A 15,588-nucleotide genomic window follows, 5' to 3' on the forward strand; every position below is an offset into this window, starting at 1 on the left:
GCGGGCCGGGGCGGCGCGGCTCAGCCGCCGGCCCGCAGCGCGCGCCGGGTCCTGCGGTCGGCGAGCCGCGTCGCGACCAGGGCGCGCACCGTGCGCCCGAGCCCGACGAGCGTCCGCCCGTTGACGACGGTCAGCAGCGCGTCCACGACGTCGGCGCTGACGACGCCGTTCGTCATCTTCGCCAGCGCCCGGAACGGCATGTGGTAGATGAACAGCACGTTGAGGTCGGGCGTCCCGCGGCGGTCCGCACGGCGGCGGACCGCGACGAGGACCCGGTGCACGAGCCGGGCGAGCGGGGAGCGCGCGGACCCCATCTGCCCCAGGGTGTCGTTCACGTCGAGCAGCGGGCCGCCCTCGGCGCGGGGCACCGGGCGGCCGAGCAGCGCCGCGAACTCGGCGTCGGGCACGTTCCGGACGTGGCCCACGCGGTACGACGGCAGGGCGTCGCACGCGCCCCGGTCGGGATCGACGGTCCCGACGACGTCGAGCGCGCCGGTCAGGCGCACGTCGCGCACGCTCGCGCCGACGAGCACGTCGTACGTCGCGGTCTCCACCTGCCACGTGCCGGTCGCGACGTCGTGGTGGCGCAGCGCCGTCGGGTCGACCGGGACGGTCACGGTGCGCCGCTCGCCCGGGGCGAGCTCGACGCGGGCCCAGCCGGCGAGCACCCGGGCGGGGCGCAGCACGCCGTCGCCGCGCCGCGTGACGTACACCTGCGCCACCTCGGCGCCGGGGCGGGGACCGGTGTTCGTCAGTGTGAACGTCACCTCGCGGTCACCGACCGTCAGGTCGTCGTACGCGAACGACGTGTACGTCAGGCCGTGCCCGAACCCGAAGGCCACCGGCACGCCCGCGGTCTCGTAGTAGCGGTACCCGACGAACGGCCCCTCGCGGTACTCCACGGTGCGGCCCGTCCCGGGGAACGTGGCTGCCGTGGGGGTGTCCTCGAGGCGCACGGGGTACGACTCGGCGAGCCGGCCGGCGGGCTCCACGCGCCCGGTGAGCACGTCCAGCACGCCGCTGGCGCCGGCCTGCCCACCCAGGTACGCGTGCAGGAGCGCCCGGCAGTCCGCCAGCCACGGCATCTCGACGACGCCGCCGGCGGCGAGCACGACCACGACCCGGGGGTTGACGGCGGCGACGGCGCGCAGCACCCGCACCTGCGCGTCGGCGAGCCGCAGGTGCGCACGGTCGACGCCCTCGGACTCGGTGCTCTCGTCCAGCCCCAGGTGCACGAGGACGACGTCGGCACCCTGCGCGACCTCGACGGCCTCGCGCACGAGCGCGTCGTCGGGGGCGCCGTCGCGCCGGAACCCGGCGGCGAACCCGGTGAGCACCAGGCCGCTGCCGTCGACCACGTCGAGCACGGTCTCCAGCCGGGTCGGGTTGACCTGCGACGAGCCGGCGCCCTGGTAGCGGGGCGTGCGGGCGAAGTCGCCGACCACCGCGACGCGCGTGCCCGCCGCGAGGGGCAGCAGGTCGTCCTCGTTGCGCAGCAGCACGGCGCTGCGGGCGGCGACCTCGCGGGCGAGCGCGTGGTGGGCGTCGTGGTCGACGGCCGGCCGCGGGGCGCGCTCGCGCAGGGCGACGGCGAGCACCTCGGCCGCCCGCGCGTCGAGGTCCGCCTCGTCGAGCTCGCCGCCGGCGACCGCGGCGACGAGGCGGCGCACGACGTGCAGGCCGGGCGCGGGCATCTCCAGGGTGCCGCCCGCCCGGACCGCGGCGACGGAGTCGTCCGCCCCGCCCCAGTCGCTGACGACCAGCCCGTCGAAGCCCCACTCCTCGCGCAGCACCTCGGTGAGCAGGTGCGCGTTCTGGTGCGCGTAGGTGCCGTTGACGCGGTTGTAGCTGGACATGATCGCGCCGGGCCGCCCCTCGCGGACCGTGATCTCGAAGGCCGTGAGGTACAGCTCGCGCAGCGTGCGCTCGTCGACGACGGAGTCCGACGCCATACGGCGCAGCTCCTGGCTGTTGGCCGCGAGGTGCTTGGGGCAGGCCAGCACCCCCGCCTCCTGGATGCCGCGCACGTAGGCCGCCGAGAGGCGCCCCGACAGCAGGGGGTCCTCGGAGAAGTACTCGAACGCGCGCCCGCACAGGGGGCTGCGCTTGATGTTCAGGCCCGGACCGAGCAGCACGTCGACCCCCAGCGCGGCGGCCTCGACGCCCAGCGCCCGCCCGACGCGCTCGGCGAGCACCGGGTCCCAGCTGTTCGCGACCGTGGCCGCGGTCGGGAAGCACGTCGACGGCTCCGAGCCGTGCAGGCCCAGGTGGTCCGACGCGCCGACCTGCTTGCGCACGCCGTGCGGCCCGTCCGCGAGGTAGACCGACGGGACGTCCAGGCGCGGCACGGCACGCGTCTCCCACACGTTCTCGCCGCTCAGCAGCGCGGCCTTCTCCAGCACGGTGAGCTGCTCGAGGACGGTCCGGGGGTCGCTCATGTCGTCAGCCTTCGGGTCGGGTCGGGTACGGGACCACGGCGCCGGCCGGACGGGGTCCGGCCGGCGCCGTGGAGGGAGCGTCAGGCCTGCGCCGGCTGCTCCAGGGCGTCCGGCGCGTCCGGCACGTCCGGCGCTCCGGCCCCACCGTGACGGCGCACGCGGCGCACGACCCGGAAGGCGCCGAACACCAGCAGCAGCCCCAGCAGCACCGTGGCCGCGACCTGCACGTACCGCCACACGGGCGGCGTGTAGTGGATCTCGGCGCCCGACGCGACACCGTTCATCGCGTTCGAGCCCGCCACCGCGAACAGGATGTCGTGGGTCGCCTCGCGGATGTTCGTCACCGCCGCGGCGCTCGTCGTGTCGGCGAGCTGCTTGGTCGGCTGGAACGTCAGCATGAGGTCCGAGCCGGCCGCGATCCCCTGGTCGGGCGACATGTACGCGTACAGGTTGAAGTCGGTGATGACGACGCCGCGGAAGCCCCACTCGTCGCGCAGGACGTCGGACATCAGCGCCGTCGACCCACCGGCCCACGTCGAGCCGATCCGGTTGAACGAGCTCATCACCGCCGTGGCGCCGGTCTCGCGGGTGGCGAGGGTGCCCTCGTCGTCCGCGACGTACGTCATCTCGGCCGAGGCGTCCTTCAGCGCGATCTCGAACGGCTTGAGGTAGATCTCGCGGATCGTCTGCTCGTCCGCCCAGGTGGCCACGCCGTGGTTGACCCGGTTGGTCTCCTGGTCGTTGAGCGCGAAGTGCTTGACGTAGGCGTACACGCCCTTGCTCGCGGCCCCCGAGACGACCTGCGCGGCGAGGTCGCCGGACAGGAGCCCGTCCTCCGAGTAGTACTCGAAGTTGCGGCCCGCGAACGGGGAGCGGTGCAGGTTCACGGCGGGCGCGTACCAGCCGTTGGCGTCGAGGGTCAGCGCCTCGTTGCCGATGGACACGCCCATCGCGTACGCCAGGTCGGTGCTCCACGTCTGCCCGACGAGGTACTGCGACGGGTAGGCCACGCCGGAGATGGCGTCGTTGATGAACGAGCTGAACCCGGCCGGGCCGTCGTAGTCGCCGGTGGCCTGCTTGGCGATCGAGTTGATCGCGCCGGTGGTGTACGCGCCGTTGAGGATGACGTTCGTCATCTCGTCGACCGTGAGCTGGTCGAGCAGCGCGTCCCACTGCGGGTCGTCGTGGTCGAGGCCGCGCATGTCGACCAGGCCCAGCCCGTTGTCCGCGCCGGTCGTCGGCATCTCGACGTCCGCGGCGGCGTTGACGGCGGCGGCGTCGTACTCGCCGAACGCCGCGACGGTCTCCTCGGAGGCGACGAGGTCGGCCTCCGTGGGCGCGGTCGGGAAGGTCCCCGCGAAGTCCGCCCGGGACATGGTGCGCGCCTGGCCGTCCTGCGGGTCGTCCACGAACGCCGCCGACACGTCGTCGAACCGGTTGGTGACCTCGGTGGCGTCGGACGCGCGGTGGTCCTCGCCGGCGTACGTCACGGTCTCGTCGACCGTGTACGTGATCTCCTCGGTGCCGGGCTTCACGGTGTGCGAGTCGGACTGCACGGTCAGGGCGTAGTCGCCCTCCTCGAGCACGTACGCCGCGGCGTCCTCGTGGTCGTAGGACGCCATCTCCTCGACCGCGAGCTCCAGGGTGACGGTCTGCGACTCCCCCGGCTCGATCAGGTCGGTCTTGGCGAAGTCGCCCAGCACGACCGAGGACTTCTCGAGGCCGCCCGGCGTGTACGGCGCCGAGTGGTAGAGCTCGACGACGTCCTTGCCTGCGACGTCACCGGTGTTGGTGACCTCGACGTCGACGGCGACCTGCCCGTCGACGTCGCCGAGCTCGGTGCCCGTGACCTCCCAGTCGAACGTGGTGTAGCTCAGGCCGAACCCGAACGGGTAGACGACGGCCTCGTCGTAGTCGAGGTAGCCCTCGACCGCGGCGGTCTCGTAGTAGCGGTACCCGACGTAGACGCCCTCCTCGTACTGGACGAAGTAGGCGCCGCCGTCGACGCCCAGGGACGCGTCGGTGCCGAGGTCGGCGATGTTCGAGTACTGGTACGACCCGAAGTTCACGAACGTCGGGTCCGCGGTGAAGTCCCGGGCGAACACGTCGACCGTGCGGCCCGAGGGGTTGACCTCGCCGGTGAGCACGGCGCCGAGGGCGTTGAAGCCGCTCTGGCCGGGCGAGCCGACCTGCAGCACCGCGTCGACGCCCGGGTCGTCCTGCACCAGGCCCAGCTCCATGCTGGTGGAGGCGTTGACGACCACGACGACGGTGTCGAACTGCTCGGTCGCGAGCGCGAGCAGCTCGCGCTCGTCGACGTTCAGCTCGAGCTGGTGCTGCCCGGGCTCGTAGTTCTCGTCGGAGCCCTCCATGTCGCGCGCCAGGTCGCCGCCCTCGCCGCCGCCGCGGCCGACGACGACCACCGCGGCGTCGGCGTAGTCGCCGAACGACGCGAGCGCCTCGTCGGAGTACCGGTCGACGGGCATCTCGCCGACCTCGTAGCTCGACTCCGCAGGCTTGTCCATGACGATGTTCGCCCGGGGCGCGTCCTGGGCGAACGCGGCGAGCTCGTCGTACACGGTCGCGTTGACCTCGACGCCCGCGTTCTCCAGGCCGCCGCGGATGTCGACCGCGGTGGACGTGTCGACCGATCCGGAGCCCGCGCCGCCGTACACGGGGTCGGCCGCGCCGCGTCCCAGGAGCGTCACGCGGGGCGCGTCGCCGAGCGGCAGCGCCTCGTCGGCGTTCTTCAGCAGGACGATGCCCTCGGCCGCGATCTGCTCGACGAGCTCGGCGGCCGCGGCCTCCGCGTCGTCGGCCGTCGCGAAGTCCGCCGTGCTGAACTGCGTGTCCCACCCCGCGGTGGACTCGTCGTTGACGAGGTCGTACGTCCCGGTGCCGAGCTGTGACGCCACCCAGTTGCTGTAGACGCCGAGCGCGACGTTCGCCGCGACGACCAGCACGAGGGCGAGGGCGAGCACGGGTACCCAGATCCCCAGGTACCGCCTGTTCGACATCGGCGTCTTTGCCGCCTTGCTGCTCACGGTTCTCCTTCGACGATGAGGTGCGCGCCGTGGCACCCGCCCCCGACGGTCGCCTGCGACCGGGTCCGGCACGTCCGCCGAGTCAACCGGCGGCCGGCGCGCCGGCCCCGTGCGGATGCACAACCTGTCGTCGTGGACGCACAACCTGTCGTCGCGACGGCCCGGCTCACCGGGTGGCGGTCGCCGACGCGCCCGGTCGGCCGGCACCGGCGGGCGCCGGGCGCGGGAGCAGGATCCGCAGGGTGAACCAGCCGTCGGCGGCGTGCGTCGTCATGGACCCGCCGTACTTGCGCGCCGTGTGCCCGATGCTCTTCAGGCCCCAGCCGTGGCGCGTGCGGTCGGCCTTGGTCGTGGCGAACCGGCCGTGCTCGACGAGCCGGTGCCCGTGGTACCGGTTCTCGACGACGACCATGACGAGGTCGCCCTGCGCGAAGAGCGCCAGCCGCACGAGCCGCTCGTCCTCGGCCGGCACCGCCCCGGCGGCCTCGACGGCGTTGTCGAGCGCGTTGCCCAGCACCGAGCAGATGTCCACGACGGAGACGAAGTCCAGCAGCGAGCCGTCGGCCACGCACGTCAGCTCGACGCCCCGCTCGACCGACATCGCCTTCTTCGTCGTCAGCACCACGTCGAGCACCTGGTTGCCCGTGCGCACGTACGTGCCGTGCTCGCGGATCGCGTGCTCGATCTCGTCGAGGTGCGCGTGCCGGCGGGCCGGGTCGTCCTCGGCCCGCACGACCGCGATCTGGTGCTTGAGGTCGTGGTACGTGCGCTGCACCGCCTCGATGGACCGCTTGGACTGCAGGTACTGCTCGTGCTGCGCGCGCAGCACGCCGTCGACGGCCTGCACCTCGGCCCGTGCGTGCGCCTCCAGGCGCTGCCCCTGCTGGGCGTGCAGCGCCACGAGCCCGCACAGGTCCACGAGGGTGCGGATGTAGAACACCTCGGGCCCGAGCCGGCCCGTGAACGGCGTCGACGTGCCGAGGAACGACAGGTTGCTCATGAAGAACGTGGCCAGCGCGATCGCGGCGGCCTGCGCGATCTCCCGCGCACCGACGTCCGCGAGCGTGTCCCACGGGAAGGTGCGCCGCTCCAGCGCCCACGCGAGCGTGAACCCGGCGCCGTAGAGCAGCACCACCAGCCCCACCTGCCCGGGCGTGGTGGGCAGCACGCTGCCGGGGAAGAAGAAGCAGTGCAGCTGCCAGTGCAGCGAGGCCACGAGCTCGGCGAGCACGAGCGCCCGGGCCGTCAGGTAGGCCGCGGCGCGCAGCGGCAGCCGCCCGGCCCGCCAGGTGAGCGCGAGCATCACCGCCACGGCGGACGCCATGCCGACCGCCCACAGCGGCAGGGGCAGCCGCCCGGCGACGACCTGCACCGCGACCAGCGCCGCGAGCCCGGTGAGGCACGCCGGCACGAGCCGCACCCACGGCGCCCGGCGCCCGACCGCCGCGAGGTACACCAGGCACGCCGACCACTCCGCGACCGCCGTGAGCACCCGGGGGATGTCGGGCAGCGTCTCCGCGCCGGTCACGCGGGCGCCGGCCGCTCGCCGCCGACGCGGCCGCCCAGGTGGTCGGTGAGCGCGGCCAGGAACGCCTTCTTGCGGGGACGGCTCACCACCAGCTCGTGCCCGCCGGTGAGCACGCAGGTGCTCTGCCGCACCGCCTGCACGTGCCGCATGTTGACCAGGTAGCAGGAGTTGGACCGGAAGAAGCCCTTGCCGGCGAGCTCGGCCTCCATGGTCTTCAGCGCCCCGACCAGCGGGTACCTCCCGTCGAGGGTGTGGACGACCAGCCGGTGCTTGATGCTCTCGACGTACACGACCTGCGCCACGTCGACCCGCACGACCTCGCCCTGCGTGGTCAGGGTCAGCTGCTCGACGGCGGCGCGGGCCCGCACGCGCCCGACCGACCGGCGCAGCTGCTGGGAGAACGCGAAGTACGGCACGGGCTTGAGCAGGTAGCTCAGGGCCTCGACCTCGTACCCGCGGATCGCGTGCTGGGCCATGTTGGTGATGAAGACGATGACGACGTCGCGGTCGACCGCGCGGATGCGCCCGGCGGCGGCGAACCCGTCGAGCCCGGGCATCTCGACGTCGAGGAGGAGCACGTCGACGTCGCCGCGGTAGGCGTCGACGAGCGCGGCGCCGTCGGACCACGTCGTGACGTGGAACGACTCGCCGTGCTCGTCCGCGTACCTGTCGAGGTGACCGCGCAGCAGCTCCACGCTGCCCGCGTCGTCCTCCGCGATGCCGACTCGGATCACACCGGTCCCCCGCCGACGACCCCGGGGGCCGCCGATCTCGTCCTGACCGCCAGGCGCGCCCCCACCGCCCGCTTGCCCGTCGAGGATAACGGCCCCACCCGGCCATCCCGGCCGCGCGGGGTCAGGTCAGGGCGACGGCGAGGAGGAGCATCGTCACCAGGAACCCCGTGACGAGGTTGAGCCACAGGAAGGTGCGCCAGCCGGCGTTGGCGGACTCGCAGGTGGCGTCCGTGACCGCGCGGAAGCGCCAGGTGCTCCACGCGTACGGCAGCGGCAGCACCGCCGCGAGCAGGCCGGGCCACGGCAGCGCCAGGAGCAGCCCGGCCGCGACGACGTACCCGGCGGTGGCCGCCAGCACGGTCGGGCGCGCCCCGAGGACGGTCGCGACGGACGCGATGCCGCCCTCCCGGTCCGCCCGCACGTCCTGCACGGCGCCGAACGCGTGCGAGGCCATGCCCCACAGCGTGAACGCGGCGAGCACCGGCCAGGTCGTGACGGCCCCGAGGTCGGCGTCCGCGAGCACGAGCGCGTACAGCAGCGGGCCGACGAAGTGCGTCGCGGACGTGAACGAGTCCAGCACCGGCCGCTCCTTGAAGCGCAGCACCGGGGCCGAGTACGCCACGACCATGAAGACCACGAACGCCAGCACGAGCCCGGCGGGCAGGGACCCGACGGCCAGCAGCCACACGACGAACGGCACGGTCGACACGACGCAGGACCACAGGATGCGCCGGTGCACCGCCCGGGCGCGCGAGGGGTCGACGAGCCCGCCCTCGATCCCGCCCTTGCGGGGGTTGCGCAGGTCGGAGGCGTAGTCGAAGACGTCGTTCACCCCGTACATCAGCAGGTTGTACGGGACGAGGAAGAACAGCGTGCCGATCACGAAGGTCGCGTCGACCCGCCCGCCGGTCGCGAGCAGCCAGCCCGCCGCGAACGGGTAGGCCGTGTTGACCCACGAGAACGGCCGCGACGCGGCCAGGACCTCACGCACCGGGGTTCTCCGTCCCGCGGCGGTCGTCCCCGCCGCGCTCGTCGTGCTGCTGGTGGGGCGGCGTGCCGGTCGTCGGCCCGCCCGGCGCCGCGGCGGCGCGCGCCCGCGAGGACGTGCGGGCCGAGCGGCCGAGCACCGTCCACAGCACGGGCACCGCCACCCCGGCCGCGACCGCGTACGCGAAGTCCTCGACGGGTGCGCCGAGCACGTGCACGCCGAGGATCTTGTCGGGGTCGAAGACGTAGAGGTCGGCGGCGATCATGATCGTGTCGAACACGGCGGTGAGCACGCACAGGTGGAGCACGGTCCACAGCACCGGCCACCCGCGCATGCGTCGCAGCGTGGGCCACGCGACGACCAGGAGAGCGGCGAGCACACCGGAGTTGAGGACCGCGTTCGTCACGGCGCGCCGTCCCCCGCACCGCCGCGCAGGGCGCGCGCACCGGCGGCCCGGAGCCGGGCCGAGCGCTCGAACCCGACCCACACCAGGAGCGCGACGTAGCAGAGCAGGGTGAGGAACACGAGCTCCTCGACCGGCAGGTCGGGCGCCAGCAGCAGCCCCGTCATGTGCGCGGAGCCGCCGTGGGCGAAGATGCCCAGCGCCAGGCCGGCGACGTCCCACAGCAGGAACCCGACGACGCCCACCCCGAGCGTCCACGCGGCCCGGCGCGCGTCGTCCCAGAACGCCAGCCGGAACCGGTGGTCGAACAGGGCGAGCCCGCCGAGCGAGACGAGCAGCGCACCCAGGTAGGCGAAGCCGCTCACGCGGTCCGGGCCTGCTCGGCGGCGGCCAGCGACCACGTCCCGCGCGGGCGCGCGGCGGCGAGGAAACCGGGCCGCAGGGGCGACGGCAGCGGGCGGGCGGACGTCTCCCCCAGGAGCTTCTTGACGACGAGCTCGGCACCGATGAGGCACATCGGCAGCCCGACGCCGGGCACGGTGCCGCCGCCGACGTGCAGCAGGTTCGGCACGTGCCGCGACGCGACGCCCGGGCGCCACAGGGCGCTCTGCCGCAGCGTGTGCTCCATGCCCAGCGCGGTGCCGCGCCAGGCGGACATGTCGCGGGCCAGGTCGGCGGGGCCGACGACCTTGCGCACCACGACGCGCGAGCGCAGGTCCGGCACGCCGGCCCACGAGCCGATCTGGTCGAGGTAGCGGTCGGCGTGCGCGTCGAGCTCGCCGGGGCGCGTGCCGATCGCGGGGTCGGCGGGGAACGGCACGAGCACGAAGAGGTTCTCGTGGCCGGGGGGCGCGGCGTCGGCGTCGGTCGCGGTGGTGCGCGAGACGTACAGGGAGGCGGCCTCGGGCACGCTCAGCGCGCTGGCGCGGTCGGCGCGCCCGGCGCCGAGGATCGCCTCGAAGTTGCCGGGCCAGTCGCGCGTGAAGAACAGCGAGTGGTGGGCCAGCTCGGGCAGCGCGCCGCGGACGCCGGCCATGACGAGGAGCGCGGAGATGCCGGGGCCCTTGTCGTCCCACCGCTCGGCGGGCAGGTCGGCGTGCGCGGGGGCGAGCAGGGCCGTCTCGGTGTGGTGGCGGTCGGCGCCGGAGACGACGACGTCGGCGGGCAGGAAGGTGCCGTCGGCGAGGCGCACGCCGCGGGCCCGGCCGGTGCGGCGCGGGTGGCGCAGGCCGGGTGCGGCGTCGTCGACCTCGATCGCGGCGACGTCGGCGCCGGTGCGCACGTCGACGCCCTCCTCGGCGGCGACCTTCGCGAGGGCCTCGATGACGGTGTACATGCCGCCGCGCGGGTAGTAGACGCCCTCGCCGAGGTCGAGGTGGCTCATGAGCGTGTAGAGCGCGGGCACCCGGTAGGGCGACGAGCCGAGGAACACCGCGTGGTAGCCGAGGGCCTGGCGCAGCACGGGGTGGGTGACGGTCTGCTCGATGCGCTGCGCGAGGGTCGTGGTGAGCAGCTGGGTGAGGGTGCCGGCGCGGCGGACGACCTCGGCGGAGATCGCCCGGTCGGGCCGGTCAAACGTCGTGTAGAGGAAGTGGTCGAGGGCCATGCGGTACGCGTCGCCGGCCTCCTCGACGTACCGGGTGATCGCGTCGCCGGCGCCGGGCTCGATCGCGTCGAACGTGGCGGCGTTGGCCGCGGGGTCGGCGACGACGTCGAAGGGGTCGAGGTGCGGCACGGCCCCCGGCTCGGGGAAGAGCCGGTAGGCGGGGTCGAGCCGCACGAGGTCGACGTGGTCGGCGATGCGCCGCCCGAGCAGCGCGAACGCGTGCTCGAAGACCTCGGGCATGAAGTACCACGACGGGCCGGTGTCGAACCGGAACCCCTCGTGCTCCCACAGCCCGGCGCGTCCGCCGAGCGCGTCGTGGCGCTCGAGCAGCGTGACCTGGGCTCCGCCGCGGGCCAGCAGGGCGGCGGTGGTGATCCCGCCGATGCCGCCGCCGACGACCACCACGCGCAGGGGCGCGCTCATGCCTGCCTCCTCCGGGACGTGACGCGTCCCACGACGGGTCGGGCTGCGGCGACCGCCTGGCGCCCGAGCGTTCTGACGACGACGCCGCCGACGACGGCGGCCTTGACCGGGCCGGGCACGCGCACGCGCTGGGTGGCGAGCCGCTCGGCGGGGGTGCGGGCGAGGTCGGCCAGCAGCCGCGCGTACAGCGCGAGCGTGGCCTCGACGGCGCAGCGCGCCCGCGGCGGAAGGTCGGGCAGCGCGGCGCGGGCGAGCGCGAGGTCCTGCTCGACCTCGGCGAGCACGGTGCGCACGTCGGCGTCGTCGAGCGTGCCGGCCTCGACGCCGGGGAAGTAGCTGCGTCCGAGCTCGCCGCCGTCGGCGCCGAGGTCGCGCAGGAAGTTGATCTTCTGGAAGGCCGCACCGAGGGCGCGTGCCCCGGCGACGGTCGACGCGGGGGGCTCGACGACCGCGTCGCCGGGCCGCCGGCCGGCGTTGAGGAACACCCGCAGGCACATGACGCCGACGACCTCGGCGGACCCGTACACGTACCGCTCGTAGGAGGCCCGGTCGTGCTCCTGGACGGTCAGGTCGGCGCGCATGGAGGCGAAGAACGGGTCGATCTCGGCCGGTCCGATGCCGGTGCGCCGGGCGGCGCGCGCGAAGGCGTGCACGACGACGTTCGTGGAGTAGCCGGTGACGAGCGCGCGGGCGACCTGCGCCTCGAGCTCGTCGAGCTGCTCGCCGGCGTCGGGCCCGCGGTAGGTGTCGACGACCTCGTCGGCGAGCCGCACGAGGGCGTACACCGACTCGATGTCGTGCCGCGCGGGCCCGCCGAGCAGCCGGGTGCCGAGCCCGAAGGAGGTGGAGTAGGCGCGCAGCACCACCCCGCTGGCCCGTACCGCGGTCGCGTCGTACAGGCGCGCCGCGCGTCTGGTCTCGTCCTGCATCGCCGTCACCGTGCGCTTCGCCCTCGTCCCACGTCGTGCCCGACCCGGTGGTGCCCACCGGTCCTCGCCCCGTCCCGGTCCACGTCGGTGGTCCCGGCCCTGCGCGTGCCGTCAGTGCCCACGGCCCACCAGGTCGTCGACGACGCCGGCCAGGTACCCCGCGAGGGGTCCGGGGAGGGTCGTGGTGGCGAGCGTACGCGCGACGTGCGCGGTCCGGCGGGTCAGTGCGCGCACCTCGTCGAGGGCACCGCTGTCGCGCAGCACGGCGCGGACCTCGCGCGCACCGTCCTCGTCGAGGTCGGGCCGGCCGACGTGCCGGTCGAGCACGGCCCGCCCGGCGGCGTCGGCGCGGGCGAGCCCGAGGCGCAGGAGCTCGGTGCGCTTGCCCGCGCGCAGGTCGGACAGCACGGACTTGCCGGTCGCCTGCGGGTCGCCGAACACGCCGAGGTCGTCGTCGGTGAGCTGGTACGAGAGCCCGAGGGCCGTGCCGATGAGGGCGAGGGCGGTGCGCAGCTCGGGGCGCGCGCCGGCGAGCACGGCACCGCACTCGAGCGGGATGCGGAAGGAGTAGGCCGCGGTCTTGAGCTCGGCGACGAGGAGGGGGTCGACGTCGGCGGGCGGCAGGAGCTCGGCGGTGACGTCGAGGAGCTCGCCCGCGACGGTCGTCTCGATGCCCGCGGCGAGCATGGAGACGAGCTCGACGCGGGTCGCGGCGGGGGCGGTGGACGCGGTGATCAGGCGGAACGACTCGGCGATCGCGGCGTCCCCGGCCAGGACCGCGGCCGCGGCGGCCTGGTCGTCGAGCGCGCGACCGTGCACGCCGCCGGCGGCGCGGCGGGCGCGGGTGGCGCCGGCCACGTTGGGCCGGCCACGGCGGACCTCGTCGTGGTCGAGCAGGTCGTCGTGCACGAGCATCGCGGTGTGCAGGACCTCCTGCGCCGCGGCGACGGGCGCGACGGCGTCGACGTCGGCTCCGCCGAGCCCGAGGTACGCGGTGACGGTGAGCCGGGGCCGCATGAGCTTGCCGCCGACGATCGCGGCCGTGTCGGCCCAGAGGTCGCCGTGGACGGGCGAGACGACGCCGGCGCGGGCGACGCGCTCGGCGACGGCCGCGTGCAGCACGCGCTCGACGTGTCCCATGGTGGCCTCGACGCGGTGGGCGAGGGCCGCGACGTCACGCAGGTCGTCGGGCGTGCCGCCCTGCTGCGCCGCGGGAGTGCCGGGGGCGGTGCGGTCTGGGGGCAGGTCGAGGACGTGCCCGCCGCTCTCGCCGGGGTGCGTGCCGGCGGAGGTGCGCAGGTCACGACCGTGGGGGCTCTCGCCCGCGCCCTGTGCCATGCCGTCTCCCGCCGTCGCCGAGGTCTCGGCGGCCCGCCGAGGAATGCTCAGCATACTGAGCGTCGGTGGCCGCGCCACCGGGGGAACGGCGCGGCGATGTTCGAGTTTGTGCATTCATGTGCGAACGCGTGCGATCCACGCTACGCTGGCCCCATGACATGGTTGGTGACAGGCGGAGCGGGATACATCGGGGCGCACGTGGTGCGCGCGTTCGGCGAGGTGGGCCTGCCCACCGTCGTGCTGGACGACCTGTCGAGCGGGCACGCGCAGTTCGTGCCCGAGGGCGTGCCGCTCGTGCGCGCGTCCGTGGTCGACACCGCCGCGGTCCGCGCGGCGCTCGCCAAGCACCGGGTGACGGGCGTCGTGCACCTGGCCGGGTTCAAGTACGCGGGGGTCTCCGTGCAGCGGCCCCTGCACACCTACGAGCAGAACGTGACGGGCACCGCGCACCTGCTCGAGGCCATGGCCGCCGAGGGTGTCGAGCAGATCGTCTTCTCCTCGTCGGCCGCGGTCTACGGCACCCCGGACGTCGACACCGTGACGGAGCAGACCGCGACCTCGCCCGAGTCGCCGTACGGCGAGTCCAAGCTCATCGGCGAGTGGCTGCTGCGGGACCAGGGCCGCGCGAGCGGGCTGCGGCACACGTCGCTGCGGTACTTCAACGTCGTCGGCTCGGGCGCGCCCGACCTCTACGACTCCAGCCCGCACAACCTCTTCCCCCTGGTGCTCGACGCCCTGACCTCGGGCCGCACGCCGCGCATCAACGGCACGGACTACGCGACGCCCGACGGCACGTGCGTCCGCGACTACGTGCACGTCGCCGACCTGGCCACGTCGCACGTGGCCGCGGCCCAGGCCCTGGCGTCCGGCGCCGCGCTGGACCCGGTCTACAACCTCGGCTCCGGGGACGGGCTGTCCGTCCGGCAGATCATGACGACCGTCGCCCAGGTCACCGGCATCGACTTCGAGCCCGAGATCGCCGACCGGCGCCCCGGCGACCCCGCCCGGATCGTGGCCTCCGGCGAGGCGGCCGCGCGCGACCTCGACTGGCGGATGCGGCACACGGCGGAGCAGATGGTCGCGAGCGCGTGGGACGCCCACCGCCGCGCGCACGGCACGCCCGCCTGAGCCGGCGGCGACCCGTCGCGCCCCGCCGCCCCGGACCCGGGGCGGCGGGGCGCGGTCGCGTCAGCGACCGGCCGGCTCCAGGGCCTGCAGGCGCGGCAGGTGCGCGACGAAGCGCTCCAGCTCGCGCTCGGAGCCCGCGTACACGCCGTGCTCGCGCGGCCAGTGCAGCACGACGTCGTCGAAGCCGAGCGCCGCGGCACGCTCGACGACCTCGACCGCGTGGTCGGCCGACACGAGCGAGAAGCGCGGGGCGCCGTCGACGCTGAGGTACCGCCGGACCGGCGGCGCGCCCGCGGGCCGGGTCGACTGCGCGGCCTCGAACGCCGCCACGAGGTCGGCGAGCCCCGCCCACCACTGCTCCTGCGCGGCGTCGAGCACCCGGCCCGCGCCCGGCCCGTCCGCGCCGTCGAGCGCGTCGGGCAGCGACGGTCCGTACGTCGCCCAGCCCTGCCCGTGCCGCGCGGCGAGCGCGAGCGCACGGGGCCCGTTGGCGGCGACCACGAACGGCGTGCGCGGCCGGGCGATCGTGCCCGGGAGCATGCGGGCGCCGTGCGCCTCGTAGAACTCCCCCACGTGCTCGGTCACCGGCTGGGTCAGCAGCCGGTCGAGCACCTCGAGGAACTCCGCGAACCGCCGCGTCCGCTCGCCCCGGGTCGGGGGCGCCCCGAGGACGCCGGCGTCCCAGCCCTCGCCACCGGCGCCGACGCCGAGGAGGAACCGGCCGCCGGACACGTCGTCGAGCCCCATGACGTCCTTGGCGAACGGCACCGGGTGCCGGTAGTTCGGCGACGCGACCCAGGTGCCCAGACCGATCCGCTCGGTGACGGCGGCCGCCGCGGCGAGCAGCGGCACCGTGGCGAACCAGGGCTCGTCGGCCAGCGACCGCCACGCGAGGTGGTCGTAGGTCCAGGCGTGGTCGACGCCCCACTCCTCCGCCTGCTGCCACCGGTGGCGCTGGTCGGCCCAGCGCTCCTGCGGCAGCAGCACGATCCCGATGCGCACCATCCCCGCAGGCTAGCGGCACGGGCC

At 74.7% G+C, this 15,588-nt stretch carries 12 protein-coding genes; 1 reads left to right on the top strand and 11 read right to left on the bottom strand.

Annotated features, from left to right (window positions below; all coding sequences use genetic code 11):
- Positions 1-20 precede the first annotated feature (20 nt).
- From BKA21_RS06855 to BKA21_RS06900, 10 genes are all read right to left on the bottom strand, one after another.
- Complete coding sequence (locus tag BKA21_RS06855) at positions 21-2,438, bottom strand: glycoside hydrolase family 3 C-terminal domain-containing protein (protein ID WP_140457556.1); 2,418 nt, start codon at positions 2,436-2,438, stop codon at positions 21-23.
- Positions 2,439-2,518: 80 nt separating this feature from the next.
- A complete protein-coding gene (locus tag BKA21_RS06860) occupies positions 2,519-5,482 on the bottom strand; it encodes a glycoside hydrolase family 3 C-terminal domain-containing protein (protein WP_239072715.1) in 2,964 nt (987 codons plus the stop codon).
- 166 nt (positions 5,483-5,648) lie between these two features.
- Entirely contained in the window at positions 5,649-7,010 is a 1,362-nt protein-coding gene (locus BKA21_RS19930; RefSeq protein ID WP_140457557.1) for a sensor histidine kinase, read from the bottom strand.
- Positions 7,007-7,744, bottom strand: a complete 738-nt coding sequence (locus BKA21_RS20140) for a LytR/AlgR family response regulator transcription factor (RefSeq protein WP_140457558.1) — start codon at positions 7,742-7,744, stop codon at positions 7,007-7,009. Before BKA21_RS20140 ends, BKA21_RS19930 begins: the two co-directional genes overlap by 4 nt.
- Positions 7,745-7,865: 121 nt before the next feature.
- Complete coding sequence (locus BKA21_RS06875) at positions 7,866-8,735, bottom strand: prenyltransferase (protein WP_140457559.1); 870 nt, start codon at positions 8,733-8,735, stop codon at positions 7,866-7,868.
- A complete protein-coding gene (locus BKA21_RS06880) occupies positions 8,728-9,138 on the bottom strand; it encodes a lycopene cyclase domain-containing protein (protein WP_140457560.1) in 411 nt (136 codons plus the stop codon). Before BKA21_RS06880 ends, BKA21_RS06875 begins: the two co-directional genes overlap by 8 nt.
- Positions 9,135-9,500 (bottom strand): lycopene cyclase domain-containing protein, encoded by a 366-nt coding sequence (locus tag BKA21_RS06885; RefSeq protein ID WP_140457561.1) that lies wholly within the window; start codon positions 9,498-9,500, stop codon positions 9,135-9,137. Before BKA21_RS06885 ends, BKA21_RS06880 begins: the two co-directional genes overlap by 4 nt.
- A complete protein-coding gene (gene crtI / locus BKA21_RS06890; RefSeq protein WP_140457562.1) occupies positions 9,497-11,164 on the bottom strand; it encodes a phytoene desaturase family protein in 1,668 nt (555 codons plus the stop codon). The genes BKA21_RS06885 and crtI overlap by 4 nt, the downstream gene beginning before the upstream one ends.
- Positions 11,161-12,093, bottom strand: a complete 933-nt coding sequence (locus BKA21_RS06895) for a phytoene/squalene synthase family protein (protein ID WP_140457563.1) — start codon at positions 12,091-12,093, stop codon at positions 11,161-11,163. Before BKA21_RS06895 ends, crtI begins: the two co-directional genes overlap by 4 nt.
- A gap of 111 nt (positions 12,094-12,204) precedes the next feature.
- Positions 12,205-13,431, bottom strand: a complete 1,227-nt coding sequence (locus BKA21_RS06900) for a polyprenyl synthetase family protein (protein ID WP_140457564.1) — start codon at positions 13,429-13,431, stop codon at positions 12,205-12,207.
- Between the two features lie 153 nt (positions 13,432-13,584).
- Between BKA21_RS06900 and galE the strand changes: the two genes are divergently transcribed.
- Positions 13,585-14,559 carry a UDP-glucose 4-epimerase GalE gene (gene galE / locus BKA21_RS06905; protein WP_140457565.1) on the top strand — a complete coding sequence of 325 codons (975 nt, stop codon included), beginning with the start codon at positions 13,585-13,587 and terminating at the stop codon, positions 14,557-14,559.
- Between the two features lie 60 nt (positions 14,560-14,619).
- Here galE and BKA21_RS06910 read toward each other — a convergent pair whose 3' ends face one another.
- Positions 14,620-15,564 (bottom strand): LLM class flavin-dependent oxidoreductase, encoded by a 945-nt coding sequence (locus BKA21_RS06910; protein ID WP_140457566.1) that lies wholly within the window; start codon positions 15,562-15,564, stop codon positions 14,620-14,622.
- Positions 15,565-15,588: the final 24 nt, after the last annotated feature.

The organism is Cellulomonas oligotrophica (assembly GCF_013409875.1).
GTDB lineage: Bacteria > Actinomycetota > Actinomycetes > Actinomycetales > Cellulomonadaceae > Cellulomonas > Cellulomonas oligotrophica.

Excerpts from the sequence above, each read along its gene's own strand:
- BKA21_RS06855 (WP_140457556.1), bottom strand. The coding sequence starts at position 2,438 with ATGAGCGACCCCCGGACCGTCCTCGAGCAGCTCACCGTGCTGGAGAAG.
- crtI (WP_140457562.1), bottom strand. The coding sequence starts at position 11,164 with ATGAGCGCGCCCCTGCGCGTGGTGGTCGTCGGCGGCGGCATCGGCGGG.
- BKA21_RS06895 (WP_140457563.1), bottom strand. The coding sequence starts at position 12,093 with ATGCAGGACGAGACCAGACGCGCGGCGCGCCTGTACGACGCGACCGCG.
- BKA21_RS06900 (WP_140457564.1), bottom strand. The coding sequence starts at position 13,431 with ATGGCACAGGGCGCGGGCGAGAGCCCCCACGGTCGTGACCTGCGCACC.
- galE (WP_140457565.1), top strand. The coding sequence starts at position 13,585 with ATGACATGGTTGGTGACAGGCGGAGCGGGATACATCGGGGCGCACGTG.
- BKA21_RS06910 (WP_140457566.1), bottom strand. The coding sequence starts at position 15,564 with ATGGTGCGCATCGGGATCGTGCTGCTGCCGCAGGAGCGCTGGGCCGAC.